This is a genomic window from Weissella koreensis KACC 15510 (assembly GCF_000219805.1).
Classification (GTDB): Bacteria; Bacillota; Bacilli; order Lactobacillales; family Lactobacillaceae; genus Weissella; species Weissella koreensis.
This window is the reverse complement of sequence record NC_015759.1, coordinates 1,108,667-1,131,298: the sequence shown is the minus strand read 5'-3', so window position 1 is coordinate 1,131,298 and position 22,632 is coordinate 1,108,667. Positions and strand designations below refer to the sequence as shown.

27 protein-coding genes are annotated in these 22,632 nt (G+C 35.2%); 11 read left to right on the top strand and 16 right to left on the bottom strand.

All coding sequences use genetic code 11. From position 1 onward, the window contains the following. Positions 1 to 51: 51 nt before the first annotated feature. From WKK_RS05460 to WKK_RS05425, 9 genes are all read left to right on the top strand, one after another. Positions 52 to 438: a hypothetical protein gene (locus WKK_RS05460; protein WP_013989716.1), complete on the top strand. Its 387-nt coding sequence runs from the start codon at positions 52 to 54 to the stop codon at positions 436 to 438. A gap of 99 nt (positions 439 to 537) precedes the next feature. Further along, positions 538 to 885, top strand: coding sequence for a helix-turn-helix domain-containing protein (locus tag WKK_RS05455; protein WP_013989715.1), 348 nt, complete (start codon positions 538 to 540; stop codon positions 883 to 885). A gap of 55 nt (positions 886 to 940) precedes the next feature. Next, on the top strand, positions 941 to 1,237 hold the full coding sequence (locus tag WKK_RS05450; RefSeq protein WP_013989714.1) for a hypothetical protein: 297 nt from the start codon (positions 941 to 943) through the stop codon (positions 1,235 to 1,237). A gap of 3 nt (positions 1,238 to 1,240) precedes the next feature. Further along, positions 1,241 to 1,573: a hypothetical protein gene (locus WKK_RS05445; protein WP_013989713.1), complete on the top strand. Its 333-nt coding sequence runs from the start codon at positions 1,241 to 1,243 to the stop codon at positions 1,571 to 1,573. Then, positions 1,573 to 1,803, top strand: coding sequence for a hypothetical protein (locus WKK_RS05440; protein WP_013989712.1), 231 nt, complete (start codon positions 1,573 to 1,575; stop codon positions 1,801 to 1,803). Before WKK_RS05445 ends, WKK_RS05440 begins: the two co-directional genes overlap by 1 nt. Before the next feature lies 1 nt (position 1,804). Continuing rightward, on the top strand, positions 1,805 to 1,948 hold the full coding sequence (locus tag WKK_RS07215; RefSeq protein WP_013989711.1) for a hypothetical protein: 144 nt from the start codon (positions 1,805 to 1,807) through the stop codon (positions 1,946 to 1,948). Positions 1,949 to 1,960: 12 nt separating this feature from the next. Continuing rightward, a complete protein-coding gene (locus tag WKK_RS05435; protein WP_013989710.1) occupies positions 1,961 to 2,176 on the top strand; it encodes a hypothetical protein in 216 nt (71 codons plus the stop codon). Between the two features lie 12 nt (positions 2,177 to 2,188). Further along, positions 2,189 to 2,455, top strand: coding sequence for a hypothetical protein (locus WKK_RS05430; RefSeq protein WP_013989709.1), 267 nt, complete (start codon positions 2,189 to 2,191; stop codon positions 2,453 to 2,455). A 2-nt stretch (positions 2,456 to 2,457) separates the two neighbouring features. Beyond that, the gene (locus WKK_RS05425) at positions 2,458 to 3,915 is read left to right on the top strand and encodes a DUF5906 domain-containing protein (RefSeq protein WP_013989708.1); all 1,458 of its coding nucleotides are present in this window, start codon (positions 2,458 to 2,460) and stop codon (positions 3,913 to 3,915) included. Positions 3,916 to 4,951: 1,036 nt separating this feature from the next. Here WKK_RS05425 and WKK_RS05420 read toward each other — a convergent pair. Beyond that, the gene (locus WKK_RS05420) at positions 4,952 to 5,914 is read right to left on the bottom strand and encodes a cation:proton antiporter (protein WP_013989707.1); all 963 of its coding nucleotides are present in this window, start codon (positions 5,912 to 5,914) and stop codon (positions 4,952 to 4,954) included. A 170-nt stretch (positions 5,915 to 6,084) separates the two neighbouring features. Here WKK_RS05420 and WKK_RS05415 point away from each other — a divergent pair, with 170 nt between their 5' ends. Beyond that, a complete protein-coding gene (locus WKK_RS05415) occupies positions 6,085 to 6,489 on the top strand; it encodes a hypothetical protein (RefSeq protein WP_013989706.1) in 405 nt (134 codons plus the stop codon). A 552-nt stretch (positions 6,490 to 7,041) separates the two neighbouring features. Here WKK_RS05415 and WKK_RS05410 read toward each other — a convergent pair. The 14 genes from WKK_RS05410 to WKK_RS05345 form a co-directional block, all read right to left on the bottom strand. Next, entirely contained in the window at positions 7,042 to 7,785 is a 744-nt protein-coding gene (locus WKK_RS05410) for a hypothetical protein (protein WP_013989705.1), read from the bottom strand. A gap of 282 nt (positions 7,786 to 8,067) precedes the next feature. Continuing rightward, entirely contained in the window at positions 8,068 to 8,868 is an 801-nt protein-coding gene (locus tag WKK_RS05405; RefSeq protein ID WP_013989704.1) for a RecX family transcriptional regulator, read from the bottom strand. A 14-nt stretch (positions 8,869 to 8,882) separates the two neighbouring features. Then, positions 8,883 to 10,820: an ABC-F family ATP-binding cassette domain-containing protein gene (locus tag WKK_RS05400; protein WP_013989703.1), complete on the bottom strand. Its 1,938-nt coding sequence runs from the start codon at positions 10,818 to 10,820 to the stop codon at positions 8,883 to 8,885. Positions 10,821 to 10,884: 64 nt separating this feature from the next. Then, on the bottom strand, positions 10,885 to 11,520 hold the full coding sequence (locus WKK_RS05395; protein WP_013989702.1) for a redox-sensing transcriptional repressor Rex: 636 nt from the start codon (positions 11,518 to 11,520) through the stop codon (positions 10,885 to 10,887). A gap of 83 nt (positions 11,521 to 11,603) precedes the next feature. Further along, positions 11,604 to 14,177 carry a DNA mismatch repair protein MutS gene (mutS, locus tag WKK_RS05390; protein WP_013989701.1) on the bottom strand — a complete coding sequence of 858 codons (2,574 nt, stop codon included), beginning with the start codon at positions 14,175 to 14,177 and terminating at the stop codon, positions 11,604 to 11,606. A 36-nt stretch (positions 14,178 to 14,213) separates the two neighbouring features. Further along, a complete protein-coding gene (locus WKK_RS05385) occupies positions 14,214 to 14,765 on the bottom strand; it encodes a YceD family protein (RefSeq protein ID WP_006845095.1) in 552 nt (183 codons plus the stop codon). 25 nt (positions 14,766 to 14,790) lie between these two features. Further along, positions 14,791 to 15,975 (bottom strand): nucleotidyltransferase, encoded by a 1,185-nt coding sequence (locus WKK_RS05380; RefSeq protein ID WP_013989700.1) that lies wholly within the window; start codon positions 15,973 to 15,975, stop codon positions 14,791 to 14,793. Between the two features lie 3 nt (positions 15,976 to 15,978). Next, positions 15,979 to 16,731 carry a class I SAM-dependent DNA methyltransferase gene (locus WKK_RS05375; RefSeq protein WP_006845093.1) on the bottom strand — a complete coding sequence of 251 codons (753 nt, stop codon included), beginning with the start codon at positions 16,729 to 16,731 and terminating at the stop codon, positions 15,979 to 15,981. Further along, complete coding sequence (rsfS, locus tag WKK_RS05370; protein WP_013989699.1) at positions 16,731 to 17,108, bottom strand: ribosome silencing factor; 378 nt, start codon at positions 17,106 to 17,108, stop codon at positions 16,731 to 16,733. Before rsfS ends, WKK_RS05375 begins: the two co-directional genes overlap by 1 nt. A 19-nt stretch (positions 17,109 to 17,127) precedes the next feature. Next, positions 17,128 to 17,721 (bottom strand): bis(5'-nucleosyl)-tetraphosphatase (symmetrical) YqeK, encoded by a 594-nt coding sequence (gene yqeK / locus WKK_RS05365; protein ID WP_006845091.1) that lies wholly within the window; start codon positions 17,719 to 17,721, stop codon positions 17,128 to 17,130. After that, positions 17,714 to 18,352: a nicotinate-nucleotide adenylyltransferase gene (locus tag WKK_RS05360; protein WP_006845090.1), complete on the bottom strand. Its 639-nt coding sequence runs from the start codon at positions 18,350 to 18,352 to the stop codon at positions 17,714 to 17,716. The genes yqeK and WKK_RS05360 overlap by 8 nt, the downstream gene beginning before the upstream one ends. Positions 18,353 to 18,379: 27 nt before the next feature. Beyond that, on the bottom strand, positions 18,380 to 18,694 hold the full coding sequence (yhbY, locus tag WKK_RS05355; RefSeq protein ID WP_013989698.1) for a ribosome assembly RNA-binding protein YhbY: 315 nt from the start codon (positions 18,692 to 18,694) through the stop codon (positions 18,380 to 18,382). Positions 18,695 to 18,696: 2 nt separating this feature from the next. After that, positions 18,697 to 19,839, bottom strand: coding sequence for a ribosome biogenesis GTPase YqeH (yqeH, locus tag WKK_RS05350; RefSeq protein WP_013989697.1), 1,143 nt, complete (start codon positions 19,837 to 19,839; stop codon positions 18,697 to 18,699). Beyond that, positions 19,829 to 20,359, bottom strand: a complete 531-nt coding sequence (locus WKK_RS05345) for a YqeG family HAD IIIA-type phosphatase (protein ID WP_006845087.1) — start codon at positions 20,357 to 20,359, stop codon at positions 19,829 to 19,831. Before WKK_RS05345 ends, yqeH begins: the two co-directional genes overlap by 11 nt. Before the next feature lie 190 nt (positions 20,360 to 20,549). Here WKK_RS05345 and WKK_RS05340 point away from each other — a divergent pair, with 190 nt between their 5' ends. Then, positions 20,550 to 21,110 (top strand): lytic transglycosylase, encoded by a 561-nt coding sequence (locus WKK_RS05340; RefSeq protein WP_013989696.1) that lies wholly within the window; start codon positions 20,550 to 20,552, stop codon positions 21,108 to 21,110. Positions 21,111 to 21,286: 176 nt separating this feature from the next. Here the strand turns inward: WKK_RS05340 and WKK_RS05335 are convergent, their stop codons facing one another. Next, positions 21,287 to 22,510: a phosphoglycerate kinase gene (locus tag WKK_RS05335; protein ID WP_013989695.1), complete on the bottom strand. Its 1,224-nt coding sequence runs from the start codon at positions 22,508 to 22,510 to the stop codon at positions 21,287 to 21,289. Between the last annotated feature and the right edge of the window lie 122 nt (positions 22,511 to 22,632).

The following is a 22,632-nucleotide window of genomic DNA, read 5'->3' as shown; positions in this document are numbered from 1 at the left end:
GCTTGTCAGGCGTGACATTAAACACGACAAACACACCAGGAGATTTACACCATGAAGACACAAGAACAATCTAATAACGGGTCTGCTAACAATGTAGCAACCCCTACTATTCAATCAGAGGACGGATTAGGACTACATCAAGCAGTAAATGGCTTATATCTTGCAATTGAAAAGAACGACTTAGAAACTGCTTTTAAGTACACTGATTGGATTAAAGACGTTGCTCGTGATTATGCCAATCCAGATAGTGAAGCAAATGGGTCTGCCGAGAAGTCGGCCACCCCAAAAGAAGAATTAAACGATAGTTACGGCATTGTTGATCTTGCCTTTAATGTTGTTCGAGCTGGTAACAAACAAGATGAACACGGTGTTCAAGAAGCCGTTAAAGAATTGAATACCGCTACTATGGATTATTTTGAAGACATCGCTAACCAATAACACCAATTTATATGGCATTGCCCGCCAGCATAAAAAAAGCCCCCTAGAGACTAACTAGGGAGCGTACATATAAATATGTGGAAAGGAACTTAAAACCTTATGAGTAATAAAAGTATATCACAATCTAATGTGTTAAATCTCTACCCTGCTATCACAGTCAACCAAACGAAAACTGCTAAGTTAGTAGATGTATCAGTCCCTACTATCAAAAAATATATTAATCAAGGATTGCTACACCCTAAAATAATTGGCACAAATAAGTTATTTGATTTAGATGAGGTCAACGCTCTTGTAAGACCACGTAATAAACACAGTAAGTCAATATACTTAATTGCTGATGTTGGCGACTATGAAACATTTATCAATCAAGTTAAAAATGACGTACTTAAGTCTATTCAATCAGAGCAAACAAAAAGTCTTAACGCCGAGCTACCAACTTCACGTTAAGACTTAACACACACTACTATAACCAGCATTTAAGCCAATTAAAGGAGTTTTTACAATGACAAATATAACATATATAACTACATCAATGCCAGACTTACGAGAAGCTATGACATTGAATGAATTAATCAATCGACTAAACAAGGCTAGTGATGACTGGAAACACCCAGTTATTGCCTTATATGCTGAAATTTACCGAGATACACTTTTCAACTTTGGTTATAACGATTATCAAATAGCGACCGTTCAAGATTTCTATCTTGATATTCATAATATGGTACTCGATTTATTCAAGTTAAACAATCATGCCCACACTGTCGCTCGTTGCCTCACGCAAGCCATTTACGGAGGTTAAAACATGACAGATACAAATATACCTGAACACATTAAACACTTAATTAACGTCATACCTCGTGGCATTGATAATGCTAAGCCAGCTAGTTACATTGCTAAGCTATTCCAGCCTGAAATTGACCCACGTACAGTCCTAGCGTATAAAGCTATTGCGATCCGTGACTATGGTATTCCAATTGGCTCACGCAGAGACAGTCAAAATGGTGGACTATTCCTTATTGAGAACGACGAGGAACGAACCAGCGTATTAAAAGTTTCAAGTAGTCAAATAACTAGTGAGGTCTTAATTCAAAACGCCTTAACCCAGATTGATTTAAATAGTTGGGAGTTTAAGTGATGATAATGTTTGATATTAGTAAACGCACTTCAGAAGAACGGACAGAAGACATCATAAGAGGTCAAGTTATGACTATTAAGAACCAATCACGGCGCATTGATGACTTAGAAAACTATAAGAAGAAAGCTGATGAAGTTATCGCTAACCTACAAGCTGAAAAAAATATTCTTAAACACGAAAACAATGGACTTAAAACCGCCCTTAAATTCCAAATGACTGGAGATAAATAACATGATCGATATTAATACCCTATCTGATAAATTCATGACTGAATTAATTAAAAATACAACTGTTATAGAACAATCTAATTTATCCGATAAAGATAAAGTTACGGCATTTAAGACACTTATCAATCAATTAAACGAATTATATTAAGGAACTAGTCAAATGAAAAACATAGATAACGCTGAACAAATTCTAACCGCTTTGGCAATTATAGATTTAATTAAAATTCAAAACGATATTTTCGCTAATTCAGACGGAAAAGATATTAATTACGATATGAAACAAATTGAACGGTTAACTATGCCTATGAGACTTTTATCTGATCATCTAACAACACAATTAGAACGTTACCCTGAAAATATTAAGCCTGAATACTAAGGAGATACTAAAATGAAGCAATATGATTTAAGTACATTACAAACCAATGTGACCATGGTAGAACAAGTTAACAGTATTATATTTTCACTAATTGGTAACTATCCTATGCCTAAACAAATTTCATCTAATCCCACCTATGAAGAGCTTAGTACGGTCAATGAATTAATTAAAGTAGTTGCTGACGTTCGAGAACTTGCTTCTGTTGCTAATGTTTTATCTTCTCGAAATATGTATGAAATTATTAATTTACCTATGACTTTAATTGATCCAGAGGACTAGCCATGACAGAAAATACAGCGACATCCCCTATTAATGACGAACTAATAAACGGTTTGATTGCCGGAGGTCTAACACAAGATGAAGCTAAAGAAATGTTAGGGCTTGAAAATAAACTTAGTCAATCCCAAAAAGACGCAGTTAAGCAACGCCTTAGCAATGAAGAACGGGAAAGAAAAAAAGATAATTTTGATCCTACCCGAGCCTTAGATATTCAAATACAAGATCCAGAGAAAACAGCCGATACGATCTTGGCCAACATGTTTTTAAAAATGTACCAAATCGCAGACGCTGAACAAGTAATTACATTTTTAGAACCATTGGGAGTTACAACCGAGCGTAAAATATCAGCGGTTGAGAAAATTGTGGCCAAGAAAATTAAATCTATGAATGGACGCAGTAAATTGAACCCAAAAGGCTATATTAACCTAGGTAATCCCAAAGGTATTAATAACGTTGTCTTTGACGTTGCCAGAGGAACTATCAGACCAAAGCAAGAACCTCATGAAGCAATTTATACTCGTGTCACTACTCCATACGATCCAAAAGCCACTGCCCCAAAGTTTCAAAAACTATTCTTAAATCATGCAACAAACGGCGAAGCATTTACCAAACTATTTAAATACATCGCTTACGGTATCTATACCCGTGGTGTTATGAAAGATGTTTATATTATTCAAGGTTCGGGTGGGGATGGTAAAACGCAATTCTTAGAAGCCATTACTAATGCCCTAGGATCATACGCCAATACATCTATGACCAGAGCTGATTTAAGCCCTAAAAGTAAAGATATGAACCGTGTAGGGTTTGGTCAATCTAGCGGGGCATTAATTAATATTATTGATGAAACCGAAGAAGGACTTATTCTAGACGGAGAAACTCTTAAACGCTTTTATAGTGGTAAGAACAGCCCTATCTCATTAGAGAAGAAGGGAGCTTCTAAGCCAGTAGCTATTCAAATCAATGGTGGTTTAATAATTGCAACTAATAACCTACCTACTACTAACGAAGCAGCAACTAAGAACCGAATATCATTAGTTGAAGTTGAAACCATACAAGAAAAGATTGAGCTAGTTAAACTAACCGCTATTATGCAAGATGAGGCTAGTGGTATACTAAACTTATTACTTGATGAGGTAACCAATATCGCTAATAACGGATACGATCTACCTAAAGGCGATAAAGAACTCTTTGCTATCAGAAGCGCAGAGATAAACCCAGAAGTCGAGAAAGGTAAAGACATTGAATATTACATCAAACAACGCTATATTGTTACTGATGACATAACAGATACTATTGATGTAACTTACTTAAATGATTCTATTAAGCGTTACGCCAAAGAGAACAGCGGGCAGTTAAAAATAACTAATAAAGATATTCAAAAAGCATTAAAAGGCTTAGGTGTAAATAAAAATAATGACACCTTTAAATATCGTAAAATTAAAGAAATTCCATTGATTTAAGTGAACCAAAACGAACCACCAAAGAACCACTAAACGAACCACCCTACACCGTTGTCCCCCAACGTCTGAACCAATAAAACCCATATAAATTAAAAGTAGTATATAAACACTATACCTATATAGGGGCTTTTTTCAAAAAGTAGCTTTTTTGGTTCACATACTGATGTATAGCTATTCGTAGCGGTTCAAAAAGTAGTTCCGGACTAGTTCATTTATGAGAATTGTGCATATTATGCAAAATATACGCATAAACGATAATATTAAATATTGATTGAATTTAAAGCAATAAAAGACTAATTATTAACCAAACGAGTACGACTGATAATTCAGTCTATCTCGATACATAGAATAAATTACGACCTTACTAAACTTACCTGAAAACTTGACATAACTTGACATAAAAACCTAATAAAACCTAATATTAAATTTATAAAAAGTGTGCACACAAAACTAAAAAGGTATGCACACAAAAAGTTACAAATTCAATGTAACTAAATTCAAAAAGGTTGCAAGGTTACACCAAAAGGTTGCAACATAATATAAAAGTGTTGAAGTGGTATTTATAGCTACCTCATCCCCTCTGTTAAGCCTATTGGATTGCGACTATCAGACTAATAACAGCCGATATTTACGCACACAAATGTTAGTATTTGTTAGTCTAAAATGTTGGTAAATGTTGGTATTAAATGCTAACATTTGCTAACATCGTTGCAACCAAAATGTTGACATTTGTTGACATCAAATATGCATAAAAAAGCCGTTATACATTCAGCAATAAAGTTGAACATATAACGGTTTTAATTTGAAGTAATATAAGCCCATTTAAGACGTTTTACGTTGATTGAATATGTTTAAAGTCGCAATTAGTTTTAAACTATCACAGGTTAGTTATAATTTAATTATGACCCCCGCCCATACTGTTGATTAAGAGAAACGATGTATTTTTGTCGTTGCTTTTACCATTAACAGAAAAGCCTTTTTTATGCAATAAACTAGAAAAACAATAACTATTAAAAAGTATCGCTTTAGCAATTTGCTATACTTTTTTAAATAATGGCTTCATTATTATTGGTGCGACGATTGTTGAAATAATTACTGCAACTATAAATTCTGACGATATATCATCATTAATAATTTTCGAAGATATTCCTATCTGAATAATGACCAAAGCCATCTCTCCTCTGGATATCATCCCAGATCCAATTGCGTTTGCCATATTAGTATCAAGTCCTGACAGTCTAGCACCTACGTAAGAACCATAGAATTTAGTAATTACAGCTAGTAAACTAAATAATACAATGGCAGGTAGTTTGTTATTTAAATCTTGCACTGCCACCTCCAGACCAATTGATCCAAAAAATACTGGATAAAAAAAATAATTTCCGGATTTTGTGCTCAAAAAACCCAATCTTTCGGCAAAATCGTACTTTCTCAAAATCAAACCTAATGCAAAAGCGAATAAGGGTAGTAAATTATTGATACCTAGTGTCCCGCCACCAACAAATATTGAAAACAATGTTACCGCTACTAAAGCTATAATATCATCCAAAACAGCGGCTGAAAGAATTATTGCACCAATTTTAGTAGCTAATTTTTTTTGTTCAGCCAACACTGCTAGCGTAATAGAAATTGACGTAGCTGAAAAAACAACACCAGCAAAAATTGATGCCTGAACACTATACCCAAATAATAAAAATGTAATTGGAAAAGCTATCAAGGGAAATAATACCCCCGCCACGGCGATCGTGGAAGAAGCTTTAATATATTTTTTCATCTCTTTTAAATCTGATTCAAGTCCTGAATTAAGCATTAATAGAAATACACCTACCTCCGCAATTAAGTGAATTAAATTACTTGGGTGTACTATATTTAAAAAACTTGTTCCCAAAAATATCCCAGATAATAATTGTCCAACTACTTCAGATAGTCCAAAGCGTTTGCCTATTTTACCCAGAGCAATCGTAACAATAGTCAATAAAAATAATAATAAATATTCCATTATACCTCCTAAAATTAAAAAAGCTTCAAAAAAGGTTAGTTCCCCGACTAACAATTCTTGAAGCTTACGCTCAACCGTTTAAGATATAATTGTATCATAATCTCAGTCCTAATTACACGATTTAAGAAAATAGATTTAATCTACAGTACTATATTTGCGAGGTATCACTTATGGCATTCTCAACAACTTTATACGATTATTTTGGCGGACGCTTAGCAATTGAGTTTAAGTTATGTAACATGATATTAGATAGTGACTTTAGTACGCCAAAGTTAAATACAGACCAAATTGACATATATACGCAGGTAAGGGACTTAGTAGAACATCAGACCAATCATATTGAAACCACCTTTAGCACGCTCACAGACGACGAGCAGGACATACTAAATCAAAGCTACGGTAAGGATAAGCTAACCGCCAATACACTTGCTAGAATCTACAAGACAACGCCTAATCACATTAACAAAATACGTCAAAAATTCACCCAACGTTATAAAAAGACTGGTGGGGATGTGCGAAATCATCATGACTTATTAAAGATAGCTGTAGAAATTAATAAAGCAGTCGCAAAGTAGAAATAAGATAAAACGATCTAGTTATAGTCTAGGTCGTTTTTTTGATGAGGGAATGATCCTATTCAATTAATTATGGATAATATCAGAGACACATACGACTTTAGAATATAACACTCTCCCCCCGCATATTTTCATATTAAAGGAGCGCACACAGTTCATGATCTTATAGAAATATCTAATTTTTGAAAACTTTTATATAGGGTGGCTTAATGGATATAAAGATTAATTTAAAGCTATTCGTAATTAAAACAATCTATTTTTAGCCGTCGTTTTAGACCACAAATAACTAAAAAACGCCCGTTTTGGACGTTTATTTTTTTGCATAAATTCAATTGTATCAATGATTTAACAACGTTACCCCCACCCTACACGTTTTTAGCATATTTTAGACAGTCGAGACATTTTACCTCGGTGTCCCAAATTCATTGAATTGTTATTTTTTATAATGGGGGGGTATTTTAAAAAGACGGTATTATTTATTAATTTATTACAACATAAGCGGGGGGAATTAAAAAAGCTTAGTAAATTCAGTACTAAACTTCTAAATAATTCTTATTCTGTAGTATCTGATGATTTCCAATAAAACATTGGTACCTTTTCATTAGCGTAATCCCAGTCATACTTTAAAAGGACTGATACGACATCAAGTAAATCTTTCATACTAATATTGTCATCCGATACTTTAGTGGCTACATATAAATCAATTGCTGAAATTCTGCCATATTTCATAGTTTCTGTTTGTTGATTTTCTGGTTTAAATTTAGGTTCACACCAAAAACAAGATCCTATGTAGCCTATTGTTTTACCTTCATTATCTACTTCCTTTTTAGGGTTCATCCAAAAACGAGGTTTAATTATCTCTTTTTCTGCATTTTTAAAACTTAGTTTTTTATTAACATAAACAAATCTGATGGCTTCTGGACTTACACTTCCACGTAATAATCTTCTTAATTCTATTTTACCTTTCGATTTATCCAAATCACTACTAATCCATGATTTTAAGTCTTGACGCCATTTTGTTTCATCTCTTATACCATTACCCTTTACGTTGAACAAAGGAAACAATGTAATTAGTAAAGTAACTAATGAAGACATAATATTTTTTATTCCGTCTGAATTTGATTTATTTGATAAGTAAATATAAATAACTACCACAAGTGCAATGCCGGTTATAAAATACATTATTCCTCTGGCTATTCTTCTTTTGTGCGGAAATTTAATCCATATTTGATATGATCCCATAATTATATATTGCAAAATAATAGTAATCATTAATATCCATTTTAAAACATCCATACCCATCCTCCTAATTGTTGTATACTACTCCTTAAAAAATCGCTTCAACAATTAAGTCAAAGCGAACATGCCAGCGGGCAAATCTATAATTTTTAAGCACGTAATTAAGCACAAATTCCACGCAGATTATACGTAAAAAAGCACGAATTAAGTTATACCTAATTATAGCTATCGTTAGTTTAACCGTTTATATAACTAGCTTTTTAGTATCTATTTGTGCCTATTATTAGGTTAAACAGAAACTTTGCTTAAGTCTGATAAACCATCACCTGAACTACCAAATTAATCAGAACGATGCTCTTTTAACCATTGATCCACTTTTCTTAGATCAAAGCCTCGTCGATACATTCCTGCCTTAACCTTACTTTGATAATCCCAACCAGTAAGATGTTGATATTTTTGAGCTGTTTTTTCCATCATTCGCTCAAAATTTTCTTGAGCCTGTTCTTCATCGACGGGAGTCTCGGCATGATAATCTTGTAACGCTTGTTTGATTTGACGTTGATCAAATCCGTTTTGATACAGCTTTTGCGTCACTTTTTGATCTGCCATAAAAGCTGATTCACGGCGATATTTTTGAAATAAAGGATCTATTAATTCAGATAACTTCTCCCTTTGTAGCGTTTCATCATATTCAACCAGTAAATCTTCAATTATAAATTGATCAATCCCATATTTTTTTAAATTAAATTTAATAGCCCGTGGACCTAATTTTCCGCGTCGAATCTGACTTTGAACATATTCATTCGCAAATTGTTGATCATCAATAATATCCAATTGTTCTAAACGTTCAATTGCTTGTTCAATTACTGAAACAGGAAAATCAGCCTGCTGTAATTTTGTTCGAACTTGTTGCTTGGAATGCAGACTATTAGCAGCATAAGTCAGAGCCTTTTGGTAAGCCTTTTGATTATATTCAGCTTCAATAATTGTAGCCTTTAATTCATCATCAACTTTGGTCCCCTTGAACAAATTAAATTGTATTAAAATTTTTTCTGCCACAGCAAAAGCAAACTCATCATCTAAATAGATATTATAACGTTGGTTCTTTTTTGTCTGAGTGACACGTGTTACTTCAGCCATTTAAAACTTCCTTTTTATGCTTGAAAGGTTTCTAAATCCATGGATGCCTGAGTCCACTCTTCTTCAAGTTGATTTAATTTTTGTTGTAAAGCTTCTATTTGTTGTGTTAATTCGGTCAATTTACCCAAATCTGAACCATTAGCAGGATCATTCAATTCTGTTTCTAATGGCTCCATCTGCTCCATAATTTCTTCCATTGCTGCTTCAGCTTTGGATACGGCGCGTTCTTTTTTACGAAGCTCTTTTTGCTGTTCACGCGTAGCTTGGTATGTTGGTGTCGCATCATCACTAACCTGTTCGGCAGTCACTTCATTTTCGAGCGCCATTTGGGCATCTCTTTGTTCAATTTTTTCTAAATAATAATCATAATCACCGTCAAAGAATTGCGTTCCATTTGCAGATAATTCAACAACTTCAGTTGCAACCTCATTAATAAAATAACGATCATGTGACACAAAGAAAATGGTCCCATTATACTCATTTAAAGCTGTTTCTAAGACTTCACGTGAATCAATATCTAAATGATTGGTCGGCTCGTCTAAAATCAAGAAATTATCTTCATTCATCGAAAGCACGGTTAGTAATAACCGTGCTTTTTCGCCACCAGAAAGTGCTGTGACTTTTTTATCAACATCTTCCCCCGTAAACATGAAAGATCCTAAAATAGATCGTACATCTTTTTCCGGTAATTTAGGATGTAAATCCCAAACAGAGTTTAATACTGTCTTCTTTGGATCTAACGTTGCTTGCTCTTGATCATAATAACCAACTGTAACATTAGCACCCAGTTTAAACGTTCCCGCTAATGGTGCTAATTTACCTAAGATCGTTTTGATTAAAGTAGATTTACCAACCCCGTTTGGTCCAACTAAAGCCACGGCATGTTGTTTATTGACCGCTAAATTCACATTTTGGGATAGTACCTTATCTGCTTGATAACCCAAGCTCAGTCCTTCAACTTGAAGGACCTCATTCCCTGAACTTTGAGCAGCTTGAAAAGTAATATGTGCTACCCCTGATTCATTTTTAGGTGCATCCAAAACTTCCATCTTTTCAAGTTGTTTACGTCGAGATTGAGCTCGTTTTGTGGTTGAAGCTCGCACAATGTTACGATTAACAAAGTCTTCTAATTTAGCAATTTCACTTTGTTGCCGATCAAACGCCTTTTGCTCTGCTGTAATCTTCGCAATCTTTTGCTCCATATAGCGGCTATAGTTTCCTTGGTAATGATCCAAAACTCCAGAATGTACCTCATAAACTTCATTTACTACTCGATCTAAGAAGTAACGATCATGCGAAACAATTAGCAGTGCTCCTTGATAATTTTGTAAATATTTTTCTAACCATGCCAAAGTCTGCATATCCAAGTGATTGGTTGGTTCATCCAGTACCAAAAGATCTGGTTTCTCTAATAATTGCTTTGCGATCGCTAAACGAGTTCGTTGACCACCGGAAAGATCAGAAATTTTTTGTGAATAAAACGACTCGTCAAACCCAAATCCATGTAAAACGCCACGAATAGTTGCTTCATATCCGTAACCATTTAAAGCTTCAAAATCATGCTGAATTTGATCATATTCAGTAAGTAGACTTTGATAAGATTCACTTTCATAATCAGTCGTATTAGCAATTTTTGATTCCATTTGATGCATCTGTTGTTCTAATGTTTGCACCTTTTTAAAACTGGCTAACATTTCATCATACACACTTAAAGTTGAGTCCATCCCTGAATTTTGGGCTAAATAAGCTAGCTTTAATCCTTTTTTAGAAGAAACAACCCCTTCATCTGGTGATTCCTGACCAATTAAAATTTTTAGTAATGTAGATTTTCCTGCCCCATTTCGTCCGACCAAACCAATTCGGGATCGATCTTGAATCTGCAGCGAAAAGTGTTCAAAAAAAGTCACGCCATTGAAGCGTCGACTGACATCATTTGCTTGTAAAATTATCATTTTTAACTCCATTTAATAAAAGAGGCTGAGACAAAAATCGTCTGAGCCTCATTTTATATTTTTTTTAGTTACTTATATCATTATCGATAAAATAAAGTAACGTTTGCAACTCATTCGTTAAGTCCACGTTTTGAACATGCACCTTCCGAGAAACATTTAACCGCATTGGTGTAAAATTCAAAATACCTTTGATACCACTTGCTTCCAAGCGGGTTGCAATTGTCTGAGCCGCATCAGCCGGCACTGTCAACATTGCTACATCAATCCTTTGTTCCTCAATTTGTTCTTCTAATTCATCCATTGAGAATACTGGAACGCCACTTTGAATTGTATTAATTAATTCCGGCTTAACTTCAAAAACAGCAGATACTCGCACATTAGAAGTTTTTTGAAATTTAAAATTCAACAAAGCATGTCCCAAATTTCCCAAACCAATCAAAGCAACTGAAGCCAAATTATCTTGATTTAATTCTCCAGCAAAAAATTCAATTAATTCAGCGACATCATAACCATAGCCACGCTTACCTAATGCTCCAAAACACGAAAAATCACGACGAATGGTCGCAGCATCAATTTTAACAATTTCAGCCAAATCAACGGAAGAAATCTTAGTTTTTCCTTCATCTAGTAATAACTTGAGATAACGATAATAAATGGGCAACCGTTTAGCAGTTGCACGAGGAATTTTTTGTTCTGTCATGTTAACTCACCTTAATCTTATATAATTTAGTTAATATATAATTAGTGTAGCACATCCCCATAACTTTGTGAAACAAAAAACAATTATTTTTTTAAAAGTTCTTGTAATTCATTTAATAACATCAACGCTTGGAAAGGCGTTGAATTTGCCAAATCGGCATTTTTAACCCGTTCAACGACTTTATTTTGTTCATCATTGTCAGGTAATGTATCAAATAATGACATTTGTGTTTTAGAGTCTGCAACATCAGTTAATTTCACAAGCTCAGGAATTTTAGTTTGCTCAGGTGTTTCCAATTGATTTAAAATCACTGTTGCTCGTTCAATCAATGTCTGAGGCAGACCTGCTAATTTCGCAACGTTAATTCCATAAGACTGATCAGCTGGTCCCGCTAAAACTTTGTGTGAGAAAATCAATTCTCCATTTTCTTCATGCGCACCCACATGTACATTGAACAGTTGTGGTAGTTCTTGATCCAAACTAGTCAATTCATGATAGTGGGTTGAAAATAGCGTTTTAGCATGTACATTTTGATGAATATGCTCAATAATAGCTTGCGCTAGGGCCATTCCATCAAAGGTAGCCGTTCCTCGTCCTAATTCATCAAATAGAATTAAAGAATTTTTAGTTGCATTTTGTAACGCCGTATTTGCTTCCGACATTTCTACCATAAAGGTTGAATTTCCCGAAATTAAATCATCAGCTGCCCCAATTCTAGTAAAAATTTGATCAAAAATTGGTAAATCAGCACTTTGCGCAGGTACAAACGAGCCAATTTGAGCCATAATCACGGTTAAGGCCAATTGACGCATATAAGTTGATTTACCAGACATATTGGGTCCAGTAATCAGCATGATTTCTTGATTTTGATCCATCATAATATCATTGGCAACATAACTTTGATGCCCCAAAACTTTTTCAACAACGGGATGGCGTCCACCAACAATTTCTAAATGTTGTTTTTGATTAAGTCGTGGTCTCGTAAATTGATTTTTTTGTGCAACATCAGCTAGTGAAGTCAAAACATCTAACGTTGCGATTTGTTTAGCCAACCGTTGTAATCGTTTAATATTAAGCTTAATCTGTTCGCGTACTTGAGTAAATAATTGATATTCTAATTGGCTAGATTTCTCTTCCGCTTCTAAAATTTTTTGCTCATGTTCTTTCAATTCAGGGGTAATAAAACGTTCGGCATTAACTAAAGTTTGTTTTCGTGTATACCGATTATCATCTAATTTATCAATGTTCGCTCTAGTAACTTCAATATAATAACCAAAAACTTTATTAAAACCGATTTTCAAACTATTAATCCCAGTCGCTTCACGTTCGGTAGCTTCTAATTCAGCCAGCCATTGCTTTCCATTGTGCATGACATCTTGGTAAGCATCGAGCTGATCGTTATAACCTGCCTTTATCAACCCACCATCAGTAACTGACAATGGTGGGGCCTCAATAATGGCCGTTGAGATCAACGCTTCAAGATCCGTAACTGGGTCAATTTGACTGATTAACCCTCCAAAAACGGCAGGATCTAAATCTTCCAATAATTCCAAAATAGTAGGAATTTGACGTAAGGAATTACGAATCTGCAATAAATCACGGCCGTTTGCGCTACCGTATGCGACCCGACCAACCAGACGTTCTAAGTCATAAACACTTTTTAACGCACTTTGCAAATCATTCTCAATCAAAAAATTCTGCATGAATTGTTCAATTTTGTCATATCGACTCATTAAATTTTGTTGATCAATTAACGGTTGCTCAATCCATTGTTTTAATAGCCGTCCACCCATGGCAGTTTTAGTTTCATCCAAAAGCCACAACAATGTACCACTTCTTTGCTGTGTGCGTAAATTAACCGTTAATTCCAAATTAGCTCGTGAATTCCGGTCCATTTTTAAATATTGAGCAACTTCGTAAGCACGAGCTGGTTGAAGATGATCTAATGCTCGTTTTTGTGTCGTATGCAAATATGTGATTAAAATTTGGGCTGCCGTTAAACTAAGATCTGATAAATCCTGCACTAAATTTGCTTGATTATCTGGTACCGTCTCTAATGCTTGCGTTGAAACCATAATACCCAAATTCGTCAAAGAAGCGGTTAAATCTGCTGGCAAAATCTTATCAATAACAATTTCTTTCGCCGCTAAACGGGCGAGTTCATTCAGGACGGCAGTCGTTGAAATTAAATCAGTAGCTGCCATTTCACCTGTTGATAAATCAGTGTAAGCAAATCCATAATGATTAGCATCTTCGGACGTAATTCCCACTAAATAATTATTATCTTTAACAGACTCTCCATTCACGTTCATCCGCGTTCCAGGTGTAATCAATTGAACAACTTCACGTTTGACCATCCCATCGGCTTGACTTGGATCTTCCATTTGTTCCACTACAGCTACTTTGTAACCTTTATCCACTAAAATATCTATATAATTTTGAGCAGCATGATGAGGAACCCCTGCCATTGGGACTGGATTAGGTGAATTTTTATTTCGTTGAGTTAAAGTAAGTTCCAAGATTTGGGACCCCAAAATGGCATCCTCATTAAACAATTCATAAAAATCGCCTAAACGATAAAATAAAAAGGCATCGTGATACTGTGATTTAATTTCATTATATTGTTGCATCATCGGCGTTTCTTTACTTTTAACCATTTAAATCTCCTTGGTCCTTAATTATTGGTCTATTTTTTATTTATCTTTATCTTCAGATAATAAGTCAGCTAAACCGGCCAAAGGCGTATTAGTAGCTTGTTCTTCGCCATTTTCTTGTTCGGCTAAGTAATCATCTTCTGATATAACTTCCCATCCATCCCCAGTTGGCATAGCTTCTTCTTCTTCACCTTCTGCCAAGATTTGCAATGGGATTTGTAAGAAAATGTATTGTGCTAAGACTTCATTAAAATCAATAACATCATCTTTCACTAAAATAACAGATTCTTCAATCTCATACCGATCTGCATGTTCAGTTTCGCGAATGTAAACTTCGTCGATCATAAAGTCCAAAGGAAATTCTACTGGGCGAGCTGAACGAGTTGAAGGTGTTGTAAGTTGTCCTGTAACATGTGCATGGATAATAACATCATCGCGTTCCATACGTGCCCAACCTTGTACTTGAACAGGCTCCAAACTCAAAATAACATCCCCAAACATTTCTTTGGTCATGGCTTCTAAGTTTAATTCTTCTTGAAACTCCATTGGTTCTTGTTTATATTTTAATAACTCACTAAAATTCCATTTCATCTTCTTACTCCCTCTTCATTTTAAATTATTGTTTTCGATACGGTTGACGTTTAGTATCTTGTGGTTTTTCATCAGAATTACTTCGCAACATATTATATAAACGACCAGCTCTAAAATCTAGTTTTAAGAGACCCTTTAAATTATTTTGATCAACCTTACCAATAATCGGCAAAGTGAAATTTTTACGCCCATGTTTTAGCCATAACTGTCCGTTAGCATTAAAAGCCAAGGGTCGAATATAAGGTTGTTTCAAAGCAACCTTCATTTCAATTTCACTCACATTTAACAATAAGTATAAAATGCTCCGTTGCAGCCGACTATAGGTATATCGTTTACTTTTAAATTGTTGCATAAAGACATTCCAATCGATTTGCTTCGACTCAGCATTCTTTTCAACCGTTTCTAGAAGACGATATGCTAATCCATCATTTAACTGATAAATAGACTCCAATTGTTCTACCGGTGTCGTTAAGACTTTATAATGAAGTAAATCCCACATATTTGGTTCATAATCTAAAAATGGTGCCTCCATTAGTAATTGTTGCGTGCCCGTCGGCAATTGTTGGCTTAATTTTTCTTTGGGTAACCCATTCTTTAAAACATGTCGAATTCCTGAGGCACTCGCAAAGTCTTCGTCAGAAATTTGTGTAGCATGATATCCACTCCCCTGACGCTGTAATGGCATCAAGGCAACCTGATCTTGCGCGTCCAATTCAAGCACTGCTAATGCATAACTTAATCCCAATAAATAATTAGGTTCATTGATCGTGACGCCTAACTTATCCATTAAAACTGTATTAAAATTACTTGCATAAGTTGTCTGATAATTGTGAAATTCATCAGAATGAGTAGTTACATCCCGAACTGTTCGCGCTAATTTCATAAAATCCCATTGAGCGTGCTCTGCTCCAAAAACAATTGTGTCAACTCCTGCAGCTAACAAGATTTGAACTGCACCTTTAGCAAAAAAAGGACCTGGTTGAATTGAAAAAGCCACCGGCAATTCAATAACCAAATCCACTCCATTTTGAACCGCCGCCTGCGCTCGTTTCCATTTATCATACATCGCAGGAACCCCGCGCTGTACAAAATTTCCACTCATTACAGCAATTGCTGTTTCAGCCCCACTCATCGCCTTTGCTTGTTCGAGGTGGTATTCATGACCAGCATGAAAAGGATTATATTCGGTAATTAATCCAACTGCTCGCATCAGCTATCCTTTCTTATTTGCACTAAAAAACCAACGTGGTGTTTTTTCATCAGGCTTTGTTTGACGACCAAAATCACCAGTAACTTTAATATTTTCAAATCCCGCTTGTTCCAGGGCTTGAATATATTTTTTCAATTCATAAGTTTTTTCCGTATGAATTTCTGTTAATTGCTTATATCCGTCAATTTTCTCATCATATACAAAGAAAATTAATTCGTGCTCCACCGTATGTTCTTCACCTTCAACACCATATGAATTCCAAAGAAAAGCCGTTTCATCATCATGAAAATTATACATATATCCTGGATAATATTCATCGGTTTGATATGGTGAAATGACATCAAATAAGAACTGTCCACCGTTTTCTAAATGGTTAGCTACTTGTTCAAATGCCATTTTAGTTTCTGCTAAACTACCAAGATAATTAAATGAGTCAGCAAATGAAGTAATCGTTTGAAAATGATTTGGATAATCAGACCATTCTCGCATATCCCCTTGAATCAAGGGTAAATCCACTTCAGCCGCTTGCGCATTTTCCTGAGCTAAAGATAACATTTCAGTGGATAAATCAAAAACCGTCACATCATGGCCAGCTTTTATTAAGCGAATTGCTAAGCGCCCAGCACCACCAGCTAGTTCTAAAATCTTACCTTGCGGATTTTGAATATTTTTTTGTGCATACTGAAACCAGTCATCATAAGCTTCATCATCAAATAATTCATCATATAACTTTGCAAAGGTTTGATAATTTTCCATTAAAAGTCTTCCTCAATGATCCAGTCTGTGATATCAATCTCTTCACCTTGTTCAGACCAAAGTTGTTCCAATCCATAAAAATGACGTATTTCTTGTTTGAAAACATGAACGGTTAAATCACCGAAATCAAGAACAACCCATTCCCCAGAATCACGACCTTCATGTTGATGAACTTCAAATCCAGCTTCTTTCATTTGATCCATAATTTCTTGAGCAATCGCCAAGACTTGACGATTTGATGGAGCATCCATAATCAACATTACATCAGTAAAGATTGAAGTTTCATGTATGTCCAAGGCCACTAAATCTTCAGCCCGCTTTTGGCCTCCAGCTTTTACAGCTACTTCTAACATTTTCATCATTGTGGTTTCAATCATAATTATTTATTTTCCATTCTTATTTGGTTGACCATGTATTATAGGTCAATAGTGACAAAGGGAAGACCCTCTGTTTATTTTTAATTAAATATTCTAATGTATGTTGGGCTTGCCAACCAACACTAGCAGCTAAGTCTTCAAATGCTAAAGCTCTTACTTCATCAACCCCGGGGAAGTCTCTGGCACTTTCAATATAATCAGCCATAAAAATAATTTGTGACACGAGCGTCATTTCTTCAGCCCCCGTAGTATGTTGGCGGACTGCATCTAAAATAATCGAATCATTAATTCCTAATTCACTTCGAATCATTTCTGCTCCAACAACTCCATGCCAAATATTATTTCCCCAAGGTAATAAGCTAGTGGATAGATGATATTCTTTTATAGCTTCGATAAAATCTTCATCGGAACGTTCTTTTGTATAATCATGTATCAATGCAGCTATCGAAACAATTTCAGCTTCGACTTGCCATTTTTCCGCTAACTTCAAGGCCATCGTTTCAACTCGTAATACATGTTGATATCGATAATCTGATAAAGCAGCTCGTACGGTTGATAGTAATTCTAAACGAGTCCCAGGATAATAACGTTTTTGATACTCTAAGTTATTCATTTTGATACAGTCCCTTCTCTACAATATAAGCCGCCACTAAATCTGGTACTAAATAACGAACACTTTGTTTTTCTTTAATTCTTTGCCGAATTTTAGTAGAGCTAATATCAAGATTAGAAACAGTTACAAATTCAACTGGATAATCAGTCACTGGATGTTCTTGTCCTGGACGATTAACCCCAACAAATTGCACCATTTGGCTTAATTCTTCAATTCTATACCAAGTTTTAAGGTAAGCAACCTCATCGCCACCAATTATAAAGTAATAATCATAATTTGGATGAATTTCATTTAAATAACGCATAGTGTCATAAGAATAGCTAATTCCACCACGGTTAACCTCTGCCTGTTCCAACTTAAAATGTTGATTACCATAAATTGCTGCTTTGACCATTTGGGCACGATCAGATGCATCGATGGCCATTTTGGGATCAACATGTGGCGGTGTTGAATTTGGCATAAAATAAACTTGCTCAAGCTGTAAATCAGAGGCTACCTGTTCAGCAATAATAAGATGCCCCAGGTGTGGAGGATTAAACGTACCACCGATAATACCAACACGGTGTCGCTCTTGATCTAATTCAGTAGCTACTTGTGTTTTTGGAGCTAAAGTATTCACTGTTTTAATCATAAGATCCCCCTTTTGATTTACTATAGCTTATATCTTTTGTACTGCAATTGAGTAGTTACGGTACTTTGGATCACGTGCTTGATCAAACAAAACTAAAGTGTGACCAATGGTTTGGACAACTTTAATTGAAGAATTTGATTCAATAAATTCCTTAACTTCATCAACTGTTACATCAGAATTATTCAAAATATTAACTTTAAATAATTCGCGTTTTTCCATGGCTGAACCTAATTGTTCCAACCAATTTTCCGTTAATCCTTGTTTCCCAACACTAAAGAGGGGATTCATAGAATGAGCTGAAGCTCTTAAATAACGTTTTTGCTTTCCGCGTAATTCAATCATTTTTATATCATAGCCTTTCGTGTCAAAACTGAAACTCCTTTTGGTGCCCAAGCTGCAACAACAACTTGACCCGGTACTGTAACCCAGCCCAATCCATCAATCACAATATCAGTCTTTTCAGTTGTTTTAAATTCATGTCTTTTCAATGGTGGTAGATCTTCTAAATTCACTTTTTCAGGTGGTGTCAATAATACACCCGCGTGCTTAGCATAAAATTGATCTGCATTATCTAATTTGGTCCGATGAATCGGTAAATTATTTTCAAAATATGCCGTAATTCCAGATTTGGGTCCCTGAATAAAATCAAATCGGGCCATTGCTCCCATAAAGAGTGTTTGTTCGGCATTCAATTGATATGTTCTTGGTTTTAATTCCTTTTGGGGTGAAACATATTTTAAATCTTGAGGTGTAAGATAATGAGCCATTTGATCTGGATGAATAATTCCAGGAGTATCAATAATATTTGATTGATCATCCAATGAAATCTCAATTCGATCTAATGTAGTTCCTGGGAAACGTGATGTAGTGATAACATCATTCTTTTCACCAGTAACATCCTTAATGATTTGATTAATCAAAGTTGACTTACCAACATTAGTGACCCCTACTACATAGACTGAACGTCCAGCTCGATATTTTTCGATCATATCTAATAATGCAGGTACATCATCACCATTTTTACCAGAAGTTAAAGCAATATCAATGGGGCGCAAACCAGCTCGGTTAGCTTGTTGACGCATCCATTCTTTGATTTTTGCTCGTCTTAAGGCATGGGGTAAGATATCAACTTTATTTCCCACAAGCAAAACAGGATTGCTTCCAACGAAACGATGTAGACCAGGAATAAGTGATCCACTAAAATCAAAGACATCCATCACATAAACGACCAAGGAATCTGTCGTTGAAATTTGATCCAAAAGACGACGGAAATCATCATCCGTTAAATCAACCGGTTGAATTTCATTATAATGTCTTAACCGGAAACAACGCTGGCATAGCACTTCCCCGTTTTCAAACCCTTTTTTTAGCGCAGACATGGGAGTATATCCCACTTCCCCTGGCCTATCGGTTTGAATTTCAGCCCCACAACCAATACACCTAAGGCCTTCGCTTAAATAATTTTGTACTTCAGTTTCACTTATCAAGATTTTTCCTCCATTTTAGATCTGGATTTTGCTTTAACATCTTCTTTTTAACCCCTTTTTCCAAAAAACGATTAATTTTAGTGTTCCATTGGTCTGTTTCAATCAGCGGTTGAACTAATATACTGCGCATTCCCATATTATTAGCCGCCCAAACATCCGTCAAAAGTTGATCGCCAACCATCACAACCTCATTTGTTGTAAGATCAAGCTTTTTAATTGCCATCTTCAATCCTTTAGTTAGTGGTTTTAAAGCCCTCCCAACAAATAGGAGATCAAGTGGTTTAGCCACTCGTTCAACTCGATCATCAGAATTGTTAGATACAATAATAACTGGAATACCCGCCTGATCCATTAATTGCAGCCATTGATGAAGTTGTTCTGTACCATCTGGGTTGTTCCAAGCAATCAGAGTATTATCTAAATCAGTCAAAATAGCTTTGATACCATGCGCTTCTAATTCAACTGGTGTTAAATGATAAATTGCTTCAACCATCCAAGTTGGTGTAAATGAACCAGCCATCGAGATTCCCTCATTTTCTTTTTTAGTCTATTATTTTTTAATTATACGCTAGTTTCTAATGTCAATAAAGCGATAAAATAAACTAAGTTTTTAAATTCGATTTAAGACTTTATAATTTAATGCTATCTACTTTCATTCAATGATAAACTAATACTATTAAATCTAAAATAATTTAAGTAGGGTATTGATTATGTCAAAAAAAACTAAACTAGTACTTAAGCGAATCGCCATTTCTATTGTAATATTCCTTGTTACTTTTTTCCTAGCATTTACCATTACACGAGGACTACATAAGTTGTTTCATCATGAACCAACTGCAACAGCGACATCAAGCAAGATCACCCAAAAGGTTAAAAAAACAAGTTCAAGTTCCTCAAGTCACAAAACTAGTACAAAGAAATCTACAAAAATAGCAACAACTAAAGTTTACACCGTTGAAGCTGGCGAGACGATTGATACAATTGCCACTAAGTTTAATACTTCTTCTAAAAAACTTAAAAAATTAAATCCTAACATCGATTGGGCAACTCTCCAAATTGATCAAATTATTGAAGTTCCTAATAATACTACCAGCACCACTGAACTAGATACAACTACAGTTGCATCTGATGATTCACAGTCTTATGTGGTTACCCAAGGTGATACATGGTATCGAGTCGCTGTTAATAATAATCTAAGTGTTAGTGAGTTACAGAATCTAAATCCTAATGTTACCAGTTTAAAAACTGGTGAAGCAATTCGTGTCCAATAAGATTTCATTGAAATTAAATCTACCAAACTACTATGTAAAACTATCCATGCGCTGGGGATTTTTATATAGTTTTTTTATTTCAATAAATTTAAATTCATCAAAATAAAAAAATCCATGAAAATTCAATAAAAAATTGAATCATCACAGATTAATCATTATTAATGTTTATTAAAAGATTACTTTTCTGAAATAGCAGCAATTCCAGGTAATGTCTTTCCTTCAAGGTATTCCAATGAAGCACCACCACCAGTAGAGATGTGGCTCAAACGATCAGCCACCCCAAGTTGTTGAACAGCAGCCGTTGAATCTCCACCACCAACAATAGTTGTAGCTCCATTTTCAGTTACTTCAACCAACTCTTCACCGATTGCAAGAGTTCCTCTAGCGAAGTTAGTCATTTCAAAGACACCCATTGGGCCATTCCATACAACAGTCTTCGCATCAGCTAAGACAGACTTGAAAAGTTCAATTGACTTAGGACCAATATCAAGTCCCATGTAGCCATCTTTAATACCTTCTTCACCAGCAGTATAAGTGTCAGCATCATTATTAAATGCATCAGCCGCAATGGCATCCACAGGCAATACCAACTTATCTCCAGCTTCAGCGATCAATTGCTTAGCTAATTCAACCTTGTCTTCTTCAAACAAAGAATTCCCAATTGCCTTACCATTAGCAGCGTCAAAGGTATAAGCCATTCCACCACCAACAATAACTTTATCAGCCTTCTTCAAAAGATTTTGGATAATTGTAATTTTATCAGAAACTTTAGCTCCTCCGATAATAGCAACGAATGGACGTTCTGGTTCTTCAACAGCGCCACCTAAGAACTTAATTTCCTTTTCCATTAGGAAACCAGCAGCAGTTTGTTCAATGTTAGCTGCGATACCAGCATTTGAAGCGTGTGAACGGTGGGCAGTTCCAAAGGCGTCGTTAACAAATACGTCACCTAATGAAGCCCAGTACTTTCCCAATTCGGGATCATTCTTTGATTCGCGCTTAACTTCAACGCCATCAACAACATCTTCGAAACGAGTATTTTCAAAGACCAAAACTTGGCCATCTTCAAGATTGTTAATTGCTTCTTCAAGTTCAACACCTTCAGTAGCAGGTACAAAAGTAACGGGTTGTCCCAATAAATCAGCCAACTTTTGTGCAACTGGCTTCATTGACAAACCTTTTTTATCTTCTTCACTCTTTACTCGAGCCAAGTGAGAGAACAAAATGGCACGTCCGCCTTGTTCCAAAACATATTTAATAGTTGGCAAAGCTGCAACGATTCGGTTGTCATTAGAAACAACCACTTCTCCGTCTTCTTCCTTCAATGGAACATTGAAGTCAACTCGCATCAAAACTTTTTTACCTTTTAATTCTAAATCTTCGACTGTTAATTTAGACATTTTCAAAAAATCCTCTTTTTTCTATAATTTAGTATTACTAGTTTATTATACCGTAATTCCAATATTAATATGCACTATTTTCAATAAAAAAACAGACGTTTAGATTCCTCCAACCGCCTGTT